The following is a 15,880-nucleotide window of genomic DNA, read 5'->3' as shown; positions in this document are numbered from 1 at the left end:
TATCTTTTATCCTCAGCATATATGATAAATTTAAATAATGGAAGAAAAAAGATTGACATATAAGTGTAGGATTCTTCTGTGTATTAAGATAGAAGAATCCTACACCTATATATTATTGTGTACTATAATAGCACCCTAGATAAAAAGCTGAATATTAGAATCCAAGGCTTCTACTAAATAGTCTTCTGCTGTAACTATACTAACTTCTTCGAGAAGTTCCTCTTCTTTAAAGCCCATTACTTCACAAGAGAGTTTACATGCTTTCATGTTTACACCTTTTTTTAATGCTCCATTGAGAAAATCAGATAATTTAGGAGTATCACTATCATCCATCATCCCTAAAAGCATTTTCTTTCCTATACCCGCAAAGTTCATTTTAGATAGAGGTAACTCTTCAATATGTCTTGGAGTCATGTTTGCAAACATTTTTTCTGACGTGGTTTTATCTTCAGCAGAGATGCTATTGGGGTCTCTAACAAGCATTAATCCCCAAAATGCAAAAAACATTGTGACATCTACATTTATCTCCTTTGCAGTATTAGCTAATATAAGAGCTGCTAATGCTTTATCATAATCACCGCTGAACATAAGTATACTCATTTTTTTATCAGTATTCATTTCCATAAAAAACCTCCTTTCTACTAGGTTTAGTAGAAAGGAGAATTTCTATACTTGTTTTTGTAAAAATCTAAGTTTTGACTGATTTCTTTAAGAAGATATGCAAGTAGATATATTTCATTATAATCATTATATAGACCGAAACTAATTCTGACTAAACCGGGGCGAGATAGTGATTGATTAGTCATATATTTTTCTACATCTTCATCAGGTATTTTAAGCAGTCTTTGAACATAAGGCTGTGCACAGAAGCAACCATTTCTAACGGCGATTCCTCCCTCACGAGCAAGTATGGTTGCTAATTCATTATGCTTTAATCCTTCCATATTAAATGAAATAATAGATACTTTCTCTTCTACATTCATATCATCATAGAGAATAAGTCCAGGTATATCATGTATTAAACTTAGGGCATATCGGGTAAGATCTTTTTCATATTCATCTATTTTCCTCATATTTAAGTTCTGTAATGTTTTGATGCTAGTAGATAATGCAACCACTCCCATTAAGTTAGGGGTTCCGGCTTCTTCTTTTTCAGGAGGGTCTGCCCATATTGTATCTTTAATAGATACAAACTCTACTGTTCCTCCGCCCACTTGTTCTGAAAAACCCTTTTCAAAAACTTTTTTAGGCGCTATCAATGCACCTACACCAAAGGGGGCATACATTTTATGTCCAGAAAATGCTATATAATCGATATGCTCAGGGCTATCTACAGGTCTCATATCAAAGTGACTGTGGGGAATGAGCTGGGCTCCGTCTACTAAAATTTCAGCTCCATATTTATGACATAACTTTGCTATTTCATATATGGGATTAATATAACCAGTTACATTTGATGCACCAGTTACTGCGACTAATCCCACTTTCCCTTTATATAGTTTTAATTTGAATTCTAAATCCTCTAAGCATAGTCTTCCAGAGGCGTCTACTTGTATATAATCTGTAGTATATCTATATTTCCAAGGTAGTAGATTAGAATGATGTTCCATGTATGTAGATAAGACTATTTTATCCTGTAGAGTATCTTTTAATCTATAAGATAGCTTATTTATACATTCTGTAGTATTTTTTAAAAATATTACTGTATGATAATCCTTATTTCCTCCAACAAAATTTAATACTATTTCTCTTCCTTCATCATATATCATTGAAGACACTATGGACTTATATCCTGTACCTCTGTGCACAGAAGAATAAATGCTAGAAAACTCAACTATCTCTTTTACAACAGATTGAAAGGGAGGTGTCGTAGCAGCATTATCAAAGTTGATATAATGCACAGAGTTGCCATTTTCTAACCTTACTAGACTATTGCTACCTATAATTAAGTTTTTATCCATAAAATCACCCTTACTATTTAATATAATACTATTTTATTAGAAAATATATTTTTGGTGCCATTTTACTGAATATAAGTTATAATCCTATAATTATGATATAATAGTAGTAAAAATAAGAAGGTAGGATCATCCCTACTGCTTCAAATATAGGGGGAATTTTTTTGACAGGTAAAAAAACTTTATATGCAGATTTATCTTTACTTTTAGTTGCTGTTGTTTGGGGCTCAGGGTTTGTTGTGACAAAGAATGCATTAGATCATGTAACTCCTTATTACTTATTGTTCTTTAGATTTATTATTTCCACCATAATACTATCAGTGATATTTTTTAACAAAATTAGGAAGGCTTCTATAAAAGATATAAAAGCTGGAGTAATTATAGGATTATTTCTATTTGCAGGTTTTGCTATGCAAACAGTAGGTCTACAATATACTGAAGCTGGAAAACAGGCTTTCATTACCGCAACCAATGTGGTTATGGTACCATTTATTTATTGGGGTATATCTAAGAAAAGACCAGATAAATTTGATTTAGCAGCAGCTTTTTTATGCTTAGTTGGGATCGGAATACTCAGCTTAAATAGTAATTTGACAATTGGATATGGAGATTTCTTGACATTTTTATGTGCCATAATGTTTGCATGCCATATATCTTCTACAGGATATTTTGCAAAGGAATCAGATCCATATGTTATATCAATAGTACAATTAGGTACAGCAGGTATACTTTCATTTATATTTGCCATATTATTTGAAGGGACAAAAATGAATATTCAAACTCAGACATTAATTCCGATATTATATTTATCTTTATTTAGTACAATGTTTGCATTTCTAGTACAAACTGTTGCTCAAAAGTACACAAACTCAACTCATGCGGCTATAATCTTAAGTCTAGAAGCGGTGTTTGGAAGCACTTTTGCAATTATATTTCTGAAAGAACCCTTTACTGTAAGATTTTTAATAGGATGTATGGCAATTTTAATTTCAGTTATAACTAGTGAAACAAAGTGGGAATTTTTAAAGTTGAAGAGGGATTAAAACAAAAGATTGTAATTGGAGGATAAATATGAAGATATTTATATTAGATAAAAATATGGATGATATAAATACTCTAAAAAAGATTATCCATAACAATCATTTAGGTTTTTTAGTGGGCGTATCTGATGATCCTTTAGAAGGTGTAGAAGAAATAATGACTTCAGAGCCGGATTTGATTATTTTGGATATGTTAGATGAAGAATTTGATGGATTTCGTATAATTAAAGAAATAAAAGAAGAGAGTCTTAGCACTAAATTTATTATGATTTCCAATTTTACATCTAAGGAAAATGTTGAAAAGGCATATATTCATGGAGTAGAATATTTTATTTATAAGCCTATAAATTACTTAGAAGTAGAAACCATAATAAAAAAGGTCAAATATAAAATAGAATTAGAAGAAAAGATGAATAAAATTCAACAAATATTTAACGATATTACGCCAAATTTTGAACAAACTATAGAGTCAAAGGATTGTGAACAAGATATCAATTTAATACTTTTTAGACTAGGTATTATGGGTGAAATAGGAAGTGAAGATTTAGTAAAAGTAGCAAATTTTTTAATGAAAAATAGAGTTAAAATAAATGATCTTTCTATACGAGAATTATGCTCTAGATTTACCAATAATCCTAAGGCCATGGAACAAAGAATGAGAAGGACTATCAATGTAGCTATGAGCAATATTGCATCCTTAGGTATAGAGGACTATATGAATGAAACCTTTGTGGAATATTCAAATACTCTGTTTAATTTCGAACAAATAAAGCGTGAAATGGACTATATTCGAGGGAAAAATAATGGAAAAGGTTCAATAAATATGAAAAAATTCCTCTCAGGATTATGTATACTTTGCGAAAAGTATAACAATTAGAAATATTCAGAAATCATTTCTGAGTATTTTTGAAGTTTTTTGAAACTCCATATATATAATTGACCTAGTCTAATAAAAAAGGAGGCAGGTTAATGGATAAGTTGATGGAAATCAATGGTATTCTTAATGATTTTGTATGGGGCCCACCAATGCTTGTTTTATTGGTAGGAACAGGTATTTATTTAACTCTTCGCACTAATTTTTTCTCAATTACAAAACTTGGTTATATTTTAAAGAACACTTTACTTAAGATGTTCGCTAAGGATGAACATGGTGAAGGTGAGGTAACAGCGTTCCAGGCAGTTGCCACAGCATTAGCTGCTACTGTAGGTACAGGTAATATTGCTGGTGTTGCTACTGCAATATCTATTGGAGGACCTGGAGCTATATTCTGGATGTGGGTTGCTGCATTATTTGGCATGACTACAAAATTTGCAGAAGTAGTACTTGCAGTTCAATATAGAGAAAAGACTCCTGATGGAAGATTTGTTGGAGGTCCGATGTACTATATTACAAATGGATTAAAATGGAAATGGTTAGCATATATATTTGCATTCTTTGGAGCTTTAGCAGCATTTGGTATAGGGAATATGGTTCAGTCAAATTCTATAGCTGAAGCATTGGAAGCTACATTTGGTATCCCTAAATTAGGGATAGGAATTGCTTTAGCAGTATTTGCAGCTATGGTTGTTATAGGCGGTATTAAGAGAATAGGTTCTGTAACTGAAAAATTAGTACCTTTTATGGCAGCATTCTATATTTTAGGTGGATTAGTAATCATAATTATAAATGCAGCACATATTCCGGAAGCATTTAAATTAATCTTTGGCTCAGCATTTACTGGAACAGCCGCTGTAGGAGGATTTGCAGGATCAGCTCTTAAGCATGCTATGAGATATGGGGTTGCACGTGGGGTATTTACCAATGAGGCAGGTCTTGGTAGTGCACCGATAGCTCATGCTGCTGCAACTACAGACCACCCTGTACGTCAAGGACTATGGGGAGTATTTGAAGTATTTATGGATACAATAGTTATTTGTTCTATAACTGCATTAGCAATTTTAACCACTGGTGTATGGAAGAATGGAGCAACAGGAGCAGCTCTTACAACTGAAGCTTTCAGCCATGGTTTACCTGGAACTTGGGGTGGAATTATAGTTTCTATAGGTATCTTACTATTTGCATTCTCCACTATACTAGGTTGGGAATACTATGGAGAGCGTTGTGCTGAATATTTATTTGGACCTAAAGTCAATATTATTTATAGAATCCTATGGATACCTTTCATAGTTGTAGGTGCTGTGGGTGGACTTGAAGTTCTTTGGGATTTAGCAGATACATTAAATGGTTTAATGGCTATTCCAAACTTAATAGGAGTGGTTGCTTTAAGTGGAGTTGTTATTAAACTTACTAAGGAATTCTTTGCAAAAGAAAGAGTTCTTGGCAATAAATAAACTATAAATAAAGAGGACAGATCTTTTTAATGGATCTGTCCTTTGTTTATTGATGATCTTTCATTTCTTTTCTGTATTTTTCCATAACCCCTGCGAAGATTTCAGCACTAGTAGGCGGAGTATAGGTTATGGCATTGGCTCCAGCTTCTATGGTTTCAAGGATTGACTCTTCTGTAGGACCACCTGTAGCAATGATAGGTAATTCTTTTCCAAATTCTTCCCTTATTTTTCTCACGAGAGAAGCTGTTCTAGGACCACCAGATATATTTAATATACTGGCTCCAGACTGAACCTTACCCTTATAATCGTCACATTCTGAAACAACAGTAGCTATAATAGGTATGTCGATTCTACCCTTCATTTTAGAAATTACATCATTAGCTGTAGGAGCATTTACTACAACTCCATATGCACCCATGAGTTCTGCCTGAAGGGCTATATCAACAGATCTTTTGCCAGTTGTAAGTCCACCCCCTACACCTACAAAAACAGGAACTGGAGCAACTTCAAGTATAGCTTGAGTAATAGACAATTGCGGGGTAAAGGGATATACTGCTATAATTGAATTGGCATTTGTATTTTTTATAATAGCCACATCTGTTGAAAATAGCAAGGATTTGATTCTTGTCCCTAATACTTTTATACCACTAGCTTTATAGATTACAGGTGGAACCTCTATGATCCTAGATCTAAGCTGAGATTTTACTTCTGGTATATATTTTTCTTTTTCCATAAAACACCTCCTAAAGATATTTATATGATTATATTATACCCATAAATATTGTTTTCCTCTATGATTTTCTTTTTACATAATCTTGCAGTTAAAAATATGCTATAATGGATATATAAAACAAATCATAAAAATAGCAAGGGAGTGAATTGACATGAAGGGACTACCGAATTTGAGTGCACTCTGGGAAACTGCTATTAGCATCATACCTCTAACCGCTATATTAGCTGCACTTCAGATATTTATCCTAAAAAAGCCATTACATAATGTGAGGGATTTTATAATTGGATTTATATTATCTGTACTAGGTTTACATTTATTCTTAAAAGGTACAACCATGAGCTTAATACCTTTAGGGGATTCAGTTGGTAGAAATTTTGTAATTATTGAGAAAAAATGGATTATACTAGTAATAGGGTTTGTAATAGGTTATGCTGCTACTTTAGTAGAACCAGGATTGAAAGCATTAGCTTTAGAGGTAGAAGAATTATCTCAAGGAGCTATACCACATATGGTCCTAATCCATGGAGTTGCCGTAGGATTTGGTTGTGGTATGACAATAGGTTTATTAAAGATATTATTGAACCTTCCATATATAAAAGTCCTTGTACCACTACTACTAATAGTGATACTTCTATCTTTTTTCGCACCAGAGCCCTTTGGTGCAATAGCATTTGATGCTGCATCTGCTACAACAGGACCTGTGAACATACCAATCAATATGGCTTTGGCTGTAGGATTGGCTTCAGTTATTAAAGGGGTTGACCCATTGATATCTGGTTTTGGAATAGTAGGACTTACATCCATAGGCTCAATGATTTCTGTAATGATATTAGGTATATTAACTAAAATTTAGGAGGTGGTATTGTGATTGAAATTAGATGTATAATAGCCGTAGTTGAAAGAGGTAAAGCTGAAAAAGTAGTAGATGCTGCAAAATCAGCAGGAGCTAATGGTGCTACTATTTTCTATGGTAGAGGAACAGGAGAATCTGAAGTGAAAAAGTTCTTAAATATGCATGTTGAAGCCTCTAAGGAGATAATCTTAATTCTAACGGAAATAGATAAGTATAAGAATATAATGAATGCAATGGTAGATGCAGGACAGCTTAAGAAGCCTGGGACAGGCATTATTTTTACAGTACCAGTTACTAATTTAATAGGTTTACATCATAGAGAAGAATTTGAGGAATAATAAAGTACAAGGGGGATAAATTATGTTTAAATGGAAGGACGATTTCAGTGTCAACATTGAAAAGATTAATGAACAACATAAGGAACTATTTAAAATGGGTACAGAATTATATAACTTAGTTTCTGCAAAAGATGGAGTTGATCGCTATGATGAAATTATGACTGTAATCCATAGATTGGCAGAGTACACTATAGAACATTTCACATATGAAGAAGAATTGATGAAGATTCATGGCTATAATGATTTTGATAATCACAAGAAACAACATGATGCATTTGTAGCTAAGATTCAGTCTATTAAAGCTGATGATGTAGATGTAAAACAAAGAAAAATTGGTATGGATTTAATTGTTTTTATAGCTAATTGGATCGAAAATCATATTCTTGTTACAGATATGAAATATAAAAACTATTTAAATAGTAAAGGCGTTTATTAAACTCTTCTAATAATACACATTAGATTGGGATAATGAAGGGGATTTAATATGAGAAAAGTACATGTGGAATATATGAAGGATTTACCTATAAATATATTTTTAGCCAATATCATGGAATACCCAATCCATTGGCAGGATTCCATTCAAATTTTGTTTGTTCTGAAAGGCACTATAGATGTAGGTGTAGAAAATGAAATATATACATTAAATGAAAGAGAAATAGAGATAATCAATGTCAATGAAGTGTATAGTATAAAGTCCAATGATCCAGATAATTTAGTCCTTGTACTCAATATCGACCCTAATTTTTTTGAAAGATATTATGATGATGCCAAGGAAGTATTCTTTTATACAGATTCCTCAGAGGGAAAACCCCAAGAAGATGAAAAATATCATGAGTTAAGAAAGTATATTTCGATACTTCTTTACGAAGCAATATCTAAAATAGATGATTATGAAGATAAGATAGAAGAATATTTATTAGATATGATGTATCATCTATTAAATAACTTTCACTACCTTTTCTATGAAGGAGAAGGCTTAGAAGAGGATGACGAACAGTTAGAGAGATATCATAGAATAGTTAAATATTTAAGTAATAACTATATGAATAAGGTAAGTTTGCAGGAAATAGCAGACAAGGAGTTTCTCAGCTCTCAGTATTTATCTTATAAAATCAAGGATATATTAGGTCATGGATTTAATGAGTATTTAAATCAAATAAGGGTAGAAGAATCTACAAAACTACTTTTAGATTCAGATAGAAATATATCAGAAATATCAGAAGAAGTAGGATTCTCCCATGTAAGATATTATAACAAACATTTTAAGCTTCATTATAATTGCACACCTATGCAGTATAGGAAGAAATATAAAGTAAGCGAAAAAGAACTTGAGAAGATGACAAAGGTTAAATACTTTAATATTAGAGAAGCCATGCCTTATCTTACTAACCACATTGAAGATTATGAAAGGTATGATTATGATAATAGAATTATAAAGATTGATATAGACTTGAATAAAGATATTATAGATGAATATAGGAAACCAGATATAATAGATTTGGGGGATATTTATCTTCTTCTTGAGGAGGAAAATAGAAGAATTCTAGAGGAAATACAAAGGGAGATAAAATTTAAATACTGCATAGTCAATAAACTTTTCTCTGAGGATATGGATATTTATAGAGATAAGAATCATAAGTTTATTAACTGGACTAGAGTTGAAAATATATTAGATTTTTTAAGAGATCAGAATCTTATCCCGATAATCATTAGTGAAAATGTTGAAGAATATATAATTAATGATTTTATAAATCATTTTTCTAATCTCTATGATGAAGATGTGGAGAAATGGTTAAGTATGGGGATAGAAGATTTAGAGCCATATTTCCCAAAGAAGAAAATTAGTGGAATGCAGGATACGATTTCTATGGTACCTTATGTACTATATAATTATATTCATTTGAATAATAGAGTTGTATTAAACATGGTAGATGAAATATCTAAGGAAACCATATTAAACAATGATACCTTCTTCGGTGGAAATGGTATATTTACATCTAACTACTTAAAGAAGCCTTCCTATTATGCTTATATGTTATTATCTCTTTTAGGAGATAGAGTAATAGATAGGGGGGAAGGTTATATAGTTACAAAATCAGAGTATGGATATCAGATAATGCTTTTTAATCCTGTAGAAATAGATGAAAAGGTAATATATGATAGCTTTCCTATGGATAAAATTAAAGAGCGAAAAATCTCATTGAATATACTAAATATGGAATCAGATTTTCAAGTCACTAAATATGTATTAGATAAGGGATTTGGCTCAGTATATGATAAATGGGTTGGTTTAAATAGACCAGAAAGATTAGATAATGATAATTGGGAATTACTAAAGGAATATGTACATCCTAATGTATCTTTCTATTATGGAAAAAAATCTACAGTATATAATACAGTCGCTACTATAAAACCATATGGAACTGTGCTTTTTGTACTAAATAATGTACTAAATTCATAAATTTTTGGATTATCTTAAGGTTTTTGAAAATCTTGTTTATTCAAAAAGCCAAAAACAATCCAAGATAGAGGATAAACAAGTGAATGAAAAGGAACCTCCATTTATGTTAACATAATAAGGTAAGATAAATGGAGGTTTTATTATGGGTAAAAACAATAAATTATTCGGAGAGGAAAAGATTGGTAAACTACTACTTAGATTTTCTATTCCAATAATAATTTCTTTCTTAGTATCAGAACTATATAATATGGTGGATACGCTATTTGTGGGAAGAACTGTAGGGGGATATGGAATAGGAGGATTAGTACTAGTATTTCCCATACAAAGGATAATAATTGCATTGAGTGTAATGATAGCTGTAGGAACATCAACAGCATTTTCTAGATCTAACGGACAAAATAATATGGATCAATCTAGAAAAATTGTTAGAAATGGTTTTTCTTTATCCTTCTTATTGATGGTATCTATTACGGCTATTATATATATATTCTCAGAGAAGATACTTTTAGGTCTTGGTGCTAGTCATCAGACATTACCTTATGCGAAGGATTATTTAGATATAATAATATTTGGATCTACGTTTTTAAGTTTAACAACATTTATATCTAATATAATGATATCTGTAGGGAATAATAAAGTTTCAATAATAAGCACCAGTATAGGAGCTATAATTAATATAATCCTTGACTATATTTTAGTTGTAGAATTTAAAATAGGAGTTAAAGGGGCAGCCATAGCTACAACGGTTTCTCAGATAATTGGATTTAGCTATGCTTATTATAATTATTCAAAGGTAAAGAAAGAATTTAAAATACCATCAGGTTTTGAATTTGATAAAAGGCTAATAAAAGCAATTATATTAGTAGGTTTATCTGCATTTATTATAGAATCAGAAGATGGAGTACTAATGGCAGTACGCAACCATTTGTTACTTAATACAGCAGGAGATAATGGAATCATAGTACTTGGGGTTATATCTAAGGTATATATGTTCCTGTTTATAACAATGTTTGGAATAGCTTCAGCTATGCAGCCAATAGCCGCATTTAATGTAGGGGCTAAGAATTATAAGAGATTAAAAACAGTAATGCAAAAAACTAGCATATATGCCTTTCTTACATCTATGATAATGTGGTTAATTGCTATGATTTATACTCCACAATTAATATCTATATTTGTGAAGGAGCCTGAGATAATATCTGAATCAGTAAAAGCATTTAGAATAGTGGTGGCAGCACTTCCGATGGCTAGTATTTATTATGTATCTATATTTTATTTTCAAGCCCTTGGAAAGGCAAAGACATCAATATTTTTATCAATATCTAAGCAGCTAATTTTAACCATACCGATATCTGTTATATTAGTGAAAGTATTTCATTTAGGAGCTATGGGAGTTTGGTTAGCTTATCCAATATCAGATATTTTAGCAAGTATTGCGTCATATATGTTAATCAGAGAAGAGAGACAAGAGTTAAATATAAAAATAGAAAATGCAAGAGGGACGGTTCCTTTTGCTTCACACTAACCAATGAGTCAGGGATTATTCTCTGGCTCATTATTATATTTGGTATGAAGTATGATTTTTTTAGGGTATAATATATAGAAATATACTGAGGTGAGTAAAATGACTAAGGAAAGTAAAAATATAGCTAAAATAGTAAATACGCCTCTAGGTTCTCTGATACATGTAGGAGAGAAAAAGGTAGAAAATATTAAAATTACATATACAAAATATAATAACCTAGAACTTGAAAGAAAAGAAATAAATGATTTAAGTAAGTTTATAAATGATATAAATGATACGGATGATAAAGTGAAATGGTTAGATATAATAGGAATCCACGATACAAATTTAGTAAATAAAATATGCCAATCACTAAAGGTACATCCACTAGTAATAGAAGATATATTAAATACATCTCAAAATCCAAAAATGGAGGATTATGATGATTATATATTTTTAGTCACTAAGTTAATGTATTTTAATGAAGAAGAGGAATTGGAAACAGAGCAAATATCATTTATATTGTTCAAAGATAAACTTATATCTTTTCAAGAGTTAGAAACAGAGCTATTTGATGGTATCTTGTGTCGATTAAAGGAAGGTACTAATATAAGGAAAAACGGAGCAGATGATTTATTATATGGATTACTTGATGCAATAGTAGATAATTATTTTTTGATAGTAGAGGATATAGGAGAAAAGATAGATACTGTAGAAGATGAGCTACTATTAAATCCTAAAAAGGAGATACTCCAGAAGATTTATACCTTGAAGAGGGATTTGATTTACATTAGAAATTCGCTTTGGCCTATGAGGAATGTAATCAGCAGCTTATCTAAAAATGATTATGATTTAATAGATGGTAAAACAATTTACTATTTAAGAGATGTTTACGATCATGTAATCCAAATGATAGATATTATAGAAACATATAGAGATATATGCAGTGGTATGCTAGATACTTATCTTTCCAGCATAGGAAATAAAACAAATGAAGTGATGAAGGTTCTTACTATATTCTCAACCATATTTATACCCTTAACATTTCTTGCAGGAGTATATGGTATGAACTTTAGATACTTACCAGAATTAAATTGGAAATATGGATATTTTAGCTTTTGGATAATAAGCATTATAATTATTATATTAATGTTAAGATTTTTTAGAAAAAAAGATTGGCTATAAAAATTTCTTAGCCAATCTTAAATTTTTCTCATTGTAAGGAGGGTATAGTATATTGCTATCAAGTCTTCCATTAGATTTAAATATACTTTTTTCATGGGAAAAAGTATCAAAGGTGTATTTTGAGTGATACCTTCCCATACCGCTGAAACCAATTCCTCCAAATGGAAGATGAGAGTTCGCAACATGTGATATTGCGTGGTTAATACATCCTCCGCCAAATTGGATATTTTCAATAATATAGTCCTCAATAGACTTATCTCTTGTAAAAAGATATAAAGCTAAAGGATAATGATTTATCCTAACTATATCCAAAACTTCTGAAATATGATTATATGTTAATATAGGAAGTATTGGACCAAATATTTCTTCCTGCATAATTGGATGATTCATATCTATTCCATCAACTAATGTAGGGGCAATGAATCTATCCTCTTTATTATAAACTCCACCTTCTAGAATATTACATCCTTCTAATAAAGATATAAGTCTATGGAATCTCTTTTCATTGATTATTCTACCTAGATTTTCAGATTCTTTAGCATTATCGCCATAATAATTTTTGATATATAGCTTTATACTATTAATTAAAGTTTCTTTTTTAGATTCATGTACTAAAAGGTAATCAGGTGCTACACAGGTTTGGCCTGCATTATAAAATTTTGCCCAAGTAATTCTTTTAGCTGCAATATCTATATCTGCGTCTTTGTAAACTATGGTTGGCGATTTCCCACCTAATTCTAATGTCACAGGTGTTAAATGTTTTGCCGATAGTTCCAATATTTTCTTGCCTACATTAACACTTCCGGTGAAGAATATATGATCAAATCTATAATTCTCTATTAAAGGTGTAACAGCTTCAGAACCTGGCCCTTTTACTACACTAATATAATTATCAGAAAAGGCCTCACGGATTATTTGTGAAATTATTTTCTCAGTTTCCTTTGATTGATTTGATGGCTTCAAAATAGCACAGTTTCCTGCGGCAATAGCACCTATTAAAGGTGATATGGCCAATTGAAATGGATAATTCCACGGGCTGATTATCAACACTACTCCTTTAGGTTCTGGATAGATAAAGCTATTAGCTGGCTGTAGATAAATTGGGGTAGGAACTTTTTTAGGCTTCATCCAATACCTTAAGTTTTTTATTGCATGATTTAGTTCTTGATATACAACACCTATTTCAGCAGTATAGGACTCAAATATAGGTTTACCTAGATCTAATGTCAGAGCATTAATTATATTCTCTTCATTTTTCTCTATTATGTTTCTAAGTTTTTTAAGCCCAGTTATTCTAAATTCATAGCTTCTAGTGTTTCCATTATCAAAGTACTCTCTTTTTGATTCATATAAGTTTTGCAACATAGGATCATTCCTTTTCCTTTAATATAGATATATAATATCATATAATTTTCAGATATAGTCTATACTTTTAATCTTAAATTAATAAAGAAAATAAATATTTCAATTGCTCTAAAAAACTATTGAAAAAGTGTAGTGGAAGTGTTATTCTATATATACAGACACTACATAAGTTCAAAAATATTGTACCCATACAGTGAAAGGGGAGAGATTAAAAATGAAAGATATGGATACTAAAATGATAACAAGAATAGCTGTGCTTATGGCTCTAACAACTGTGATGACTATGGTAATTCATATACCTACTATAGGAACAAATGGATATTTAAATTTGGGGGATATGGTGGTATTTTTGGCAGCTATAATGCTAGGAAGAAAAGGTGGATTCTTAGTAGGAGGGTTAGGATCAGCCTTAGCAGATATATTATTAGGATACACTCATTATGCTCCTATTACTTTTATAGTAAAAGGGTTAGAGGGTTATATAGCAGGAAAAATACTTGAGACTAAACTAGGGGAAAGAACACCGATTATAGCCACAGTTATTGGCGGAGTATTTATGGCATTTGGGTATTATTTTGCAGAAATATTTATGTATGGAGCGAAGGCAGCATTAGCATCTATACCGGGTAATTTAATGCAAGGCTTGCTTGGGGCAGTTACAGCAGTAGTATTATATACAGCATTAAAAAAGACAAGAATAACCAATTAAATAAAGTCTGACAGAAATTTTCTGTCAGACTTTATATTTTATAGGCTTTCAAAACACTTATCTTTATTTTCCCATATCCAGATAAGCATCTTCCTATTTTGCATTGCAAGATTCTTAAGTTCCTCTTTTCCATCTAACCAGGCAATAAAAATCATTTGAATGGAATAGATTACATAAGGAATTGCAAGTTTTTCGGCTTCTGTCAATTTACAGATAGTATCATATCCAGTAATTATTCCCTTTAATATTTCATCCCATTTTTCAAACCTATCAGCAATTGTAGTAGCTTCAGCTAAGATTCCTGTTGCACAGTAACAAGGATCAAAGATCCTTACATTTCTCTCGCTGATTTCAAAATCAATAAAGCCACTTACTTCATCATTATGAAACATAATATTTGACGGATTAGGATCACGATGAATTATATGTCGTGGTAGTTCATTATAAAGCTTACTAAAGTTTTCAGTAAAATCCTCATAGAATCTATCGGGTAATGGACAACCCCATTGTTCCATAGTTATTTTTGTCTGGGGCAATGCCCAGCCTAATACAGTTTTTAGGAGATTATTGTCATTAACTTCTAAATTTTTATCTTGTTTTTTAAGGATTTTGTGTAGATTACCAATGGCTTCACCATATTTTTTTCCTATTTCAATTCTATTCCCTGCATAACGTTCTTCAGGTGTTAAAAATTTCCCCTTGATATGATTGGTAAGACAAAAGTATTTGTCATCTTTAATAATGAAATCCTCATCCTCAATGGTTTTAATAGGAGTTGCTGCAAGGACTCCAGATTTTTCTAGTTCCTTTGAAATGGCGATATGTGTTTTTAAACCTGCAATATTTTTTCCTGTTTTGAAGATATATTTTCCATTAATTAACCATGTATTATCAGATTTAGCTGTACCACCTAAAGTAAAGGTATCTTCTATTTCTAAATTTGAGTCTAAATTCCAATTTGACAATATCTGTTTTATTTCTCTCTGTGTTAGCATAATTTTTGCCTCCCTAATTAAATTTACTGCCATTGGTTTTTTAGCAGTATTTAATTTTAAATATTTTGTAGGAGAGCAGCCAAATTCACGCTTGAATGCTTTAAAAAATCCTGCATAGGTATTAAAACCATATAAAAGAGCTATATCAATTGTTTTTTTGCCGATTTGAATCTCATAAATTCCATGGTAAAGCCTACGCTTAGTAATAAAAGCAGCTACAGGCATACCTACATAGTTAGAAAAAATACGACAGAAATGAAATGTTGAAAATCCTGAGATTTCTGCAAGCTCTGATAATGAAAGTTCAGATTTTAGATTCTCTTCAATATAGTCAATTGATTTTTGAAGCAGTTGAATAGTGGTCATGGCTATTCTCCTCTCTGCCCTAGGGTAATATAAGTTTAGCAT

15 protein-coding genes are annotated in these 15,880 nt (G+C 31.2%); 10 read left to right on the top strand and 5 right to left on the bottom strand.

Features of this window, described 5'->3' with window-relative positions:
- Positions 1 to 135: 135 nt before the first annotated feature.
- Positions 136 to 624, bottom strand: coding sequence for a DsrE/DsrF/DrsH-like family protein (locus tag KQI38_RS12600; RefSeq protein WP_246565815.1), 489 nt, complete (start codon positions 622 to 624; stop codon positions 136 to 138).
- A gap of 23 nt (positions 625 to 647) precedes the next feature.
- Positions 648 to 1,961, bottom strand: coding sequence for an aminotransferase class V-fold PLP-dependent enzyme (locus KQI38_RS12595; protein WP_216559932.1), 1,314 nt, complete (start codon positions 1,959 to 1,961; stop codon positions 648 to 650).
- A gap of 161 nt (positions 1,962 to 2,122) precedes the next feature.
- Between KQI38_RS12595 and KQI38_RS12590 the strand changes: the two genes are divergently transcribed.
- From KQI38_RS12590 to KQI38_RS12580, 3 genes are all read left to right on the top strand, one after another.
- Positions 2,123 to 3,001, top strand: a complete 879-nt coding sequence (locus tag KQI38_RS12590) for a DMT family transporter (protein ID WP_216559930.1) — start codon at positions 2,123 to 2,125, stop codon at positions 2,999 to 3,001.
- Between the two features lie 28 nt (positions 3,002 to 3,029).
- Entirely contained in the window at positions 3,030 to 3,875 is an 846-nt protein-coding gene (locus tag KQI38_RS12585; RefSeq protein WP_216559929.1) for a response regulator, read from the top strand.
- Positions 3,876 to 3,967: 92 nt separating this feature from the next.
- Positions 3,968 to 5,329 carry an alanine/glycine:cation symporter family protein gene (locus KQI38_RS12580; protein ID WP_216559927.1) on the top strand — a complete coding sequence of 454 codons (1,362 nt, stop codon included), beginning with the start codon at positions 3,968 to 3,970 and terminating at the stop codon, positions 5,327 to 5,329.
- 46 nt (positions 5,330 to 5,375) lie between these two features.
- Here KQI38_RS12580 and KQI38_RS12575 read toward each other — a convergent pair whose 3' ends face one another.
- Positions 5,376 to 6,062: a hydrolase gene (locus tag KQI38_RS12575; protein WP_216559926.1), complete on the bottom strand. Its 687-nt coding sequence runs from the start codon at positions 6,060 to 6,062 to the stop codon at positions 5,376 to 5,378.
- A gap of 151 nt (positions 6,063 to 6,213) precedes the next feature.
- Here KQI38_RS12575 and KQI38_RS12570 point away from each other — a divergent pair, with 151 nt between their 5' ends.
- The 6 genes from KQI38_RS12570 to corA all read left to right on the top strand — a co-directional run bounded on the left by KQI38_RS12570 (position 6,214) and on the right by corA (position 12,403).
- The gene (locus KQI38_RS12570; protein WP_094903096.1) at positions 6,214 to 6,915 is read left to right on the top strand and encodes a DUF1538 domain-containing protein; all 702 of its coding nucleotides are present in this window, start codon (positions 6,214 to 6,216) and stop codon (positions 6,913 to 6,915) included.
- An 11-nt stretch (positions 6,916 to 6,926) separates the two neighbouring features.
- Complete coding sequence (locus tag KQI38_RS12565; RefSeq protein ID WP_216559925.1) at positions 6,927 to 7,253, top strand: P-II family nitrogen regulator; 327 nt, start codon at positions 6,927 to 6,929, stop codon at positions 7,251 to 7,253.
- A 22-nt stretch (positions 7,254 to 7,275) separates the two neighbouring features.
- On the top strand, positions 7,276 to 7,689 hold the full coding sequence (locus KQI38_RS12560; RefSeq protein ID WP_216559923.1) for a bacteriohemerythrin: 414 nt from the start codon (positions 7,276 to 7,278) through the stop codon (positions 7,687 to 7,689).
- 48 nt (positions 7,690 to 7,737) lie between these two features.
- Positions 7,738 to 9,714: a helix-turn-helix domain-containing protein gene (locus KQI38_RS12555; RefSeq protein ID WP_216559921.1), complete on the top strand. Its 1,977-nt coding sequence runs from the start codon at positions 7,738 to 7,740 to the stop codon at positions 9,712 to 9,714.
- A 142-nt stretch (positions 9,715 to 9,856) separates the two neighbouring features.
- Complete coding sequence (locus tag KQI38_RS12550) at positions 9,857 to 11,239, top strand: MATE family efflux transporter (RefSeq protein WP_216559919.1); 1,383 nt, start codon at positions 9,857 to 9,859, stop codon at positions 11,237 to 11,239.
- A 99-nt stretch (positions 11,240 to 11,338) separates the two neighbouring features.
- Complete coding sequence (corA, locus tag KQI38_RS12545) at positions 11,339 to 12,403, top strand: magnesium/cobalt transporter CorA (RefSeq protein WP_216559917.1); 1,065 nt, start codon at positions 11,339 to 11,341, stop codon at positions 12,401 to 12,403.
- On the opposite strand, the gene KQI38_RS12540 is transcribed toward corA, so the two are convergent.
- Positions 12,398 to 13,768, bottom strand: coding sequence for an aldehyde dehydrogenase (locus KQI38_RS12540; RefSeq protein WP_216559915.1), 1,371 nt, complete (start codon positions 13,766 to 13,768; stop codon positions 12,398 to 12,400). The two genes, corA and KQI38_RS12540, sit on opposite strands and share 6 nt — an antisense overlap.
- A gap of 214 nt (positions 13,769 to 13,982) precedes the next feature.
- On the opposite strand from KQI38_RS12540, the gene KQI38_RS12535 reads away from it, so the two are divergent.
- The gene (locus KQI38_RS12535; protein ID WP_216559913.1) at positions 13,983 to 14,477 is read left to right on the top strand and encodes an ECF transporter S component; all 495 of its coding nucleotides are present in this window, start codon (positions 13,983 to 13,985) and stop codon (positions 14,475 to 14,477) included.
- A gap of 38 nt (positions 14,478 to 14,515) precedes the next feature.
- On the opposite strand, the gene KQI38_RS12530 is transcribed toward KQI38_RS12535, so the two are convergent.
- A complete protein-coding gene (locus tag KQI38_RS12530) occupies positions 14,516 to 15,838 on the bottom strand; it encodes a helix-turn-helix domain-containing protein (protein ID WP_216559911.1) in 1,323 nt (440 codons plus the stop codon).
- Between the last annotated feature and the right edge of the window lie 42 nt (positions 15,839 to 15,880).

The organism is Tissierella carlieri, assembly GCF_018917285.1.
Taxonomy (GTDB): domain Bacteria; phylum Bacillota; class Clostridia; order Tissierellales; family Tissierellaceae; genus Tissierella; species Tissierella carlieri.
Note: the sequence above shows the minus strand (reverse complement) of the source record. Positions and strands in the feature narration are given on the sequence as shown.

Excerpts from the sequence above, each read along its gene's own strand:
- corA (WP_216559917.1), top strand. The coding sequence starts at position 11,339 with ATGACTAAGGAAAGTAAAAATATAGCTAAAATAGTAAATACGCCTCTA.
- KQI38_RS12570 (WP_094903096.1), top strand. The coding sequence starts at position 6,214 with ATGAAGGGACTACCGAATTTGAGTGCACTCTGGGAAACTGCTATTAGC.
- KQI38_RS12540 (WP_216559915.1), bottom strand. The coding sequence starts at position 13,768 with ATGTTGCAAAACTTATATGAATCAAAAAGAGAGTACTTTGATAATGGA.
- KQI38_RS12595 (WP_216559932.1), bottom strand. The coding sequence starts at position 1,961 with ATGGATAAAAACTTAATTATAGGTAGCAATAGTCTAGTAAGGTTAGAA.
- KQI38_RS12585 (WP_216559929.1), top strand. The coding sequence starts at position 3,030 with ATGAAGATATTTATATTAGATAAAAATATGGATGATATAAATACTCTA.
- KQI38_RS12535 (WP_216559913.1), top strand. The coding sequence starts at position 13,983 with ATGAAAGATATGGATACTAAAATGATAACAAGAATAGCTGTGCTTATG.
- KQI38_RS12575 (WP_216559926.1), bottom strand. The coding sequence starts at position 6,062 with ATGGAAAAAGAAAAATATATACCAGAAGTAAAATCTCAGCTTAGATCT.
- KQI38_RS12580 (WP_216559927.1), top strand. The coding sequence starts at position 3,968 with ATGGATAAGTTGATGGAAATCAATGGTATTCTTAATGATTTTGTATGG.
- KQI38_RS12600 (WP_246565815.1), bottom strand. The coding sequence starts at position 624 with ATGGAAATGAATACTGATAAAAAAATGAGTATACTTATGTTCAGCGGT.
- KQI38_RS12550 (WP_216559919.1), top strand. The coding sequence starts at position 9,857 with ATGGGTAAAAACAATAAATTATTCGGAGAGGAAAAGATTGGTAAACTA.
- KQI38_RS12555 (WP_216559921.1), top strand. The coding sequence starts at position 7,738 with ATGAGAAAAGTACATGTGGAATATATGAAGGATTTACCTATAAATATA.
- KQI38_RS12530 (WP_216559911.1), bottom strand. The coding sequence starts at position 15,838 with ATGACCACTATTCAACTGCTTCAAAAATCAATTGACTATATTGAAGAG.
- KQI38_RS12560 (WP_216559923.1), top strand. The coding sequence starts at position 7,276 with ATGTTTAAATGGAAGGACGATTTCAGTGTCAACATTGAAAAGATTAAT.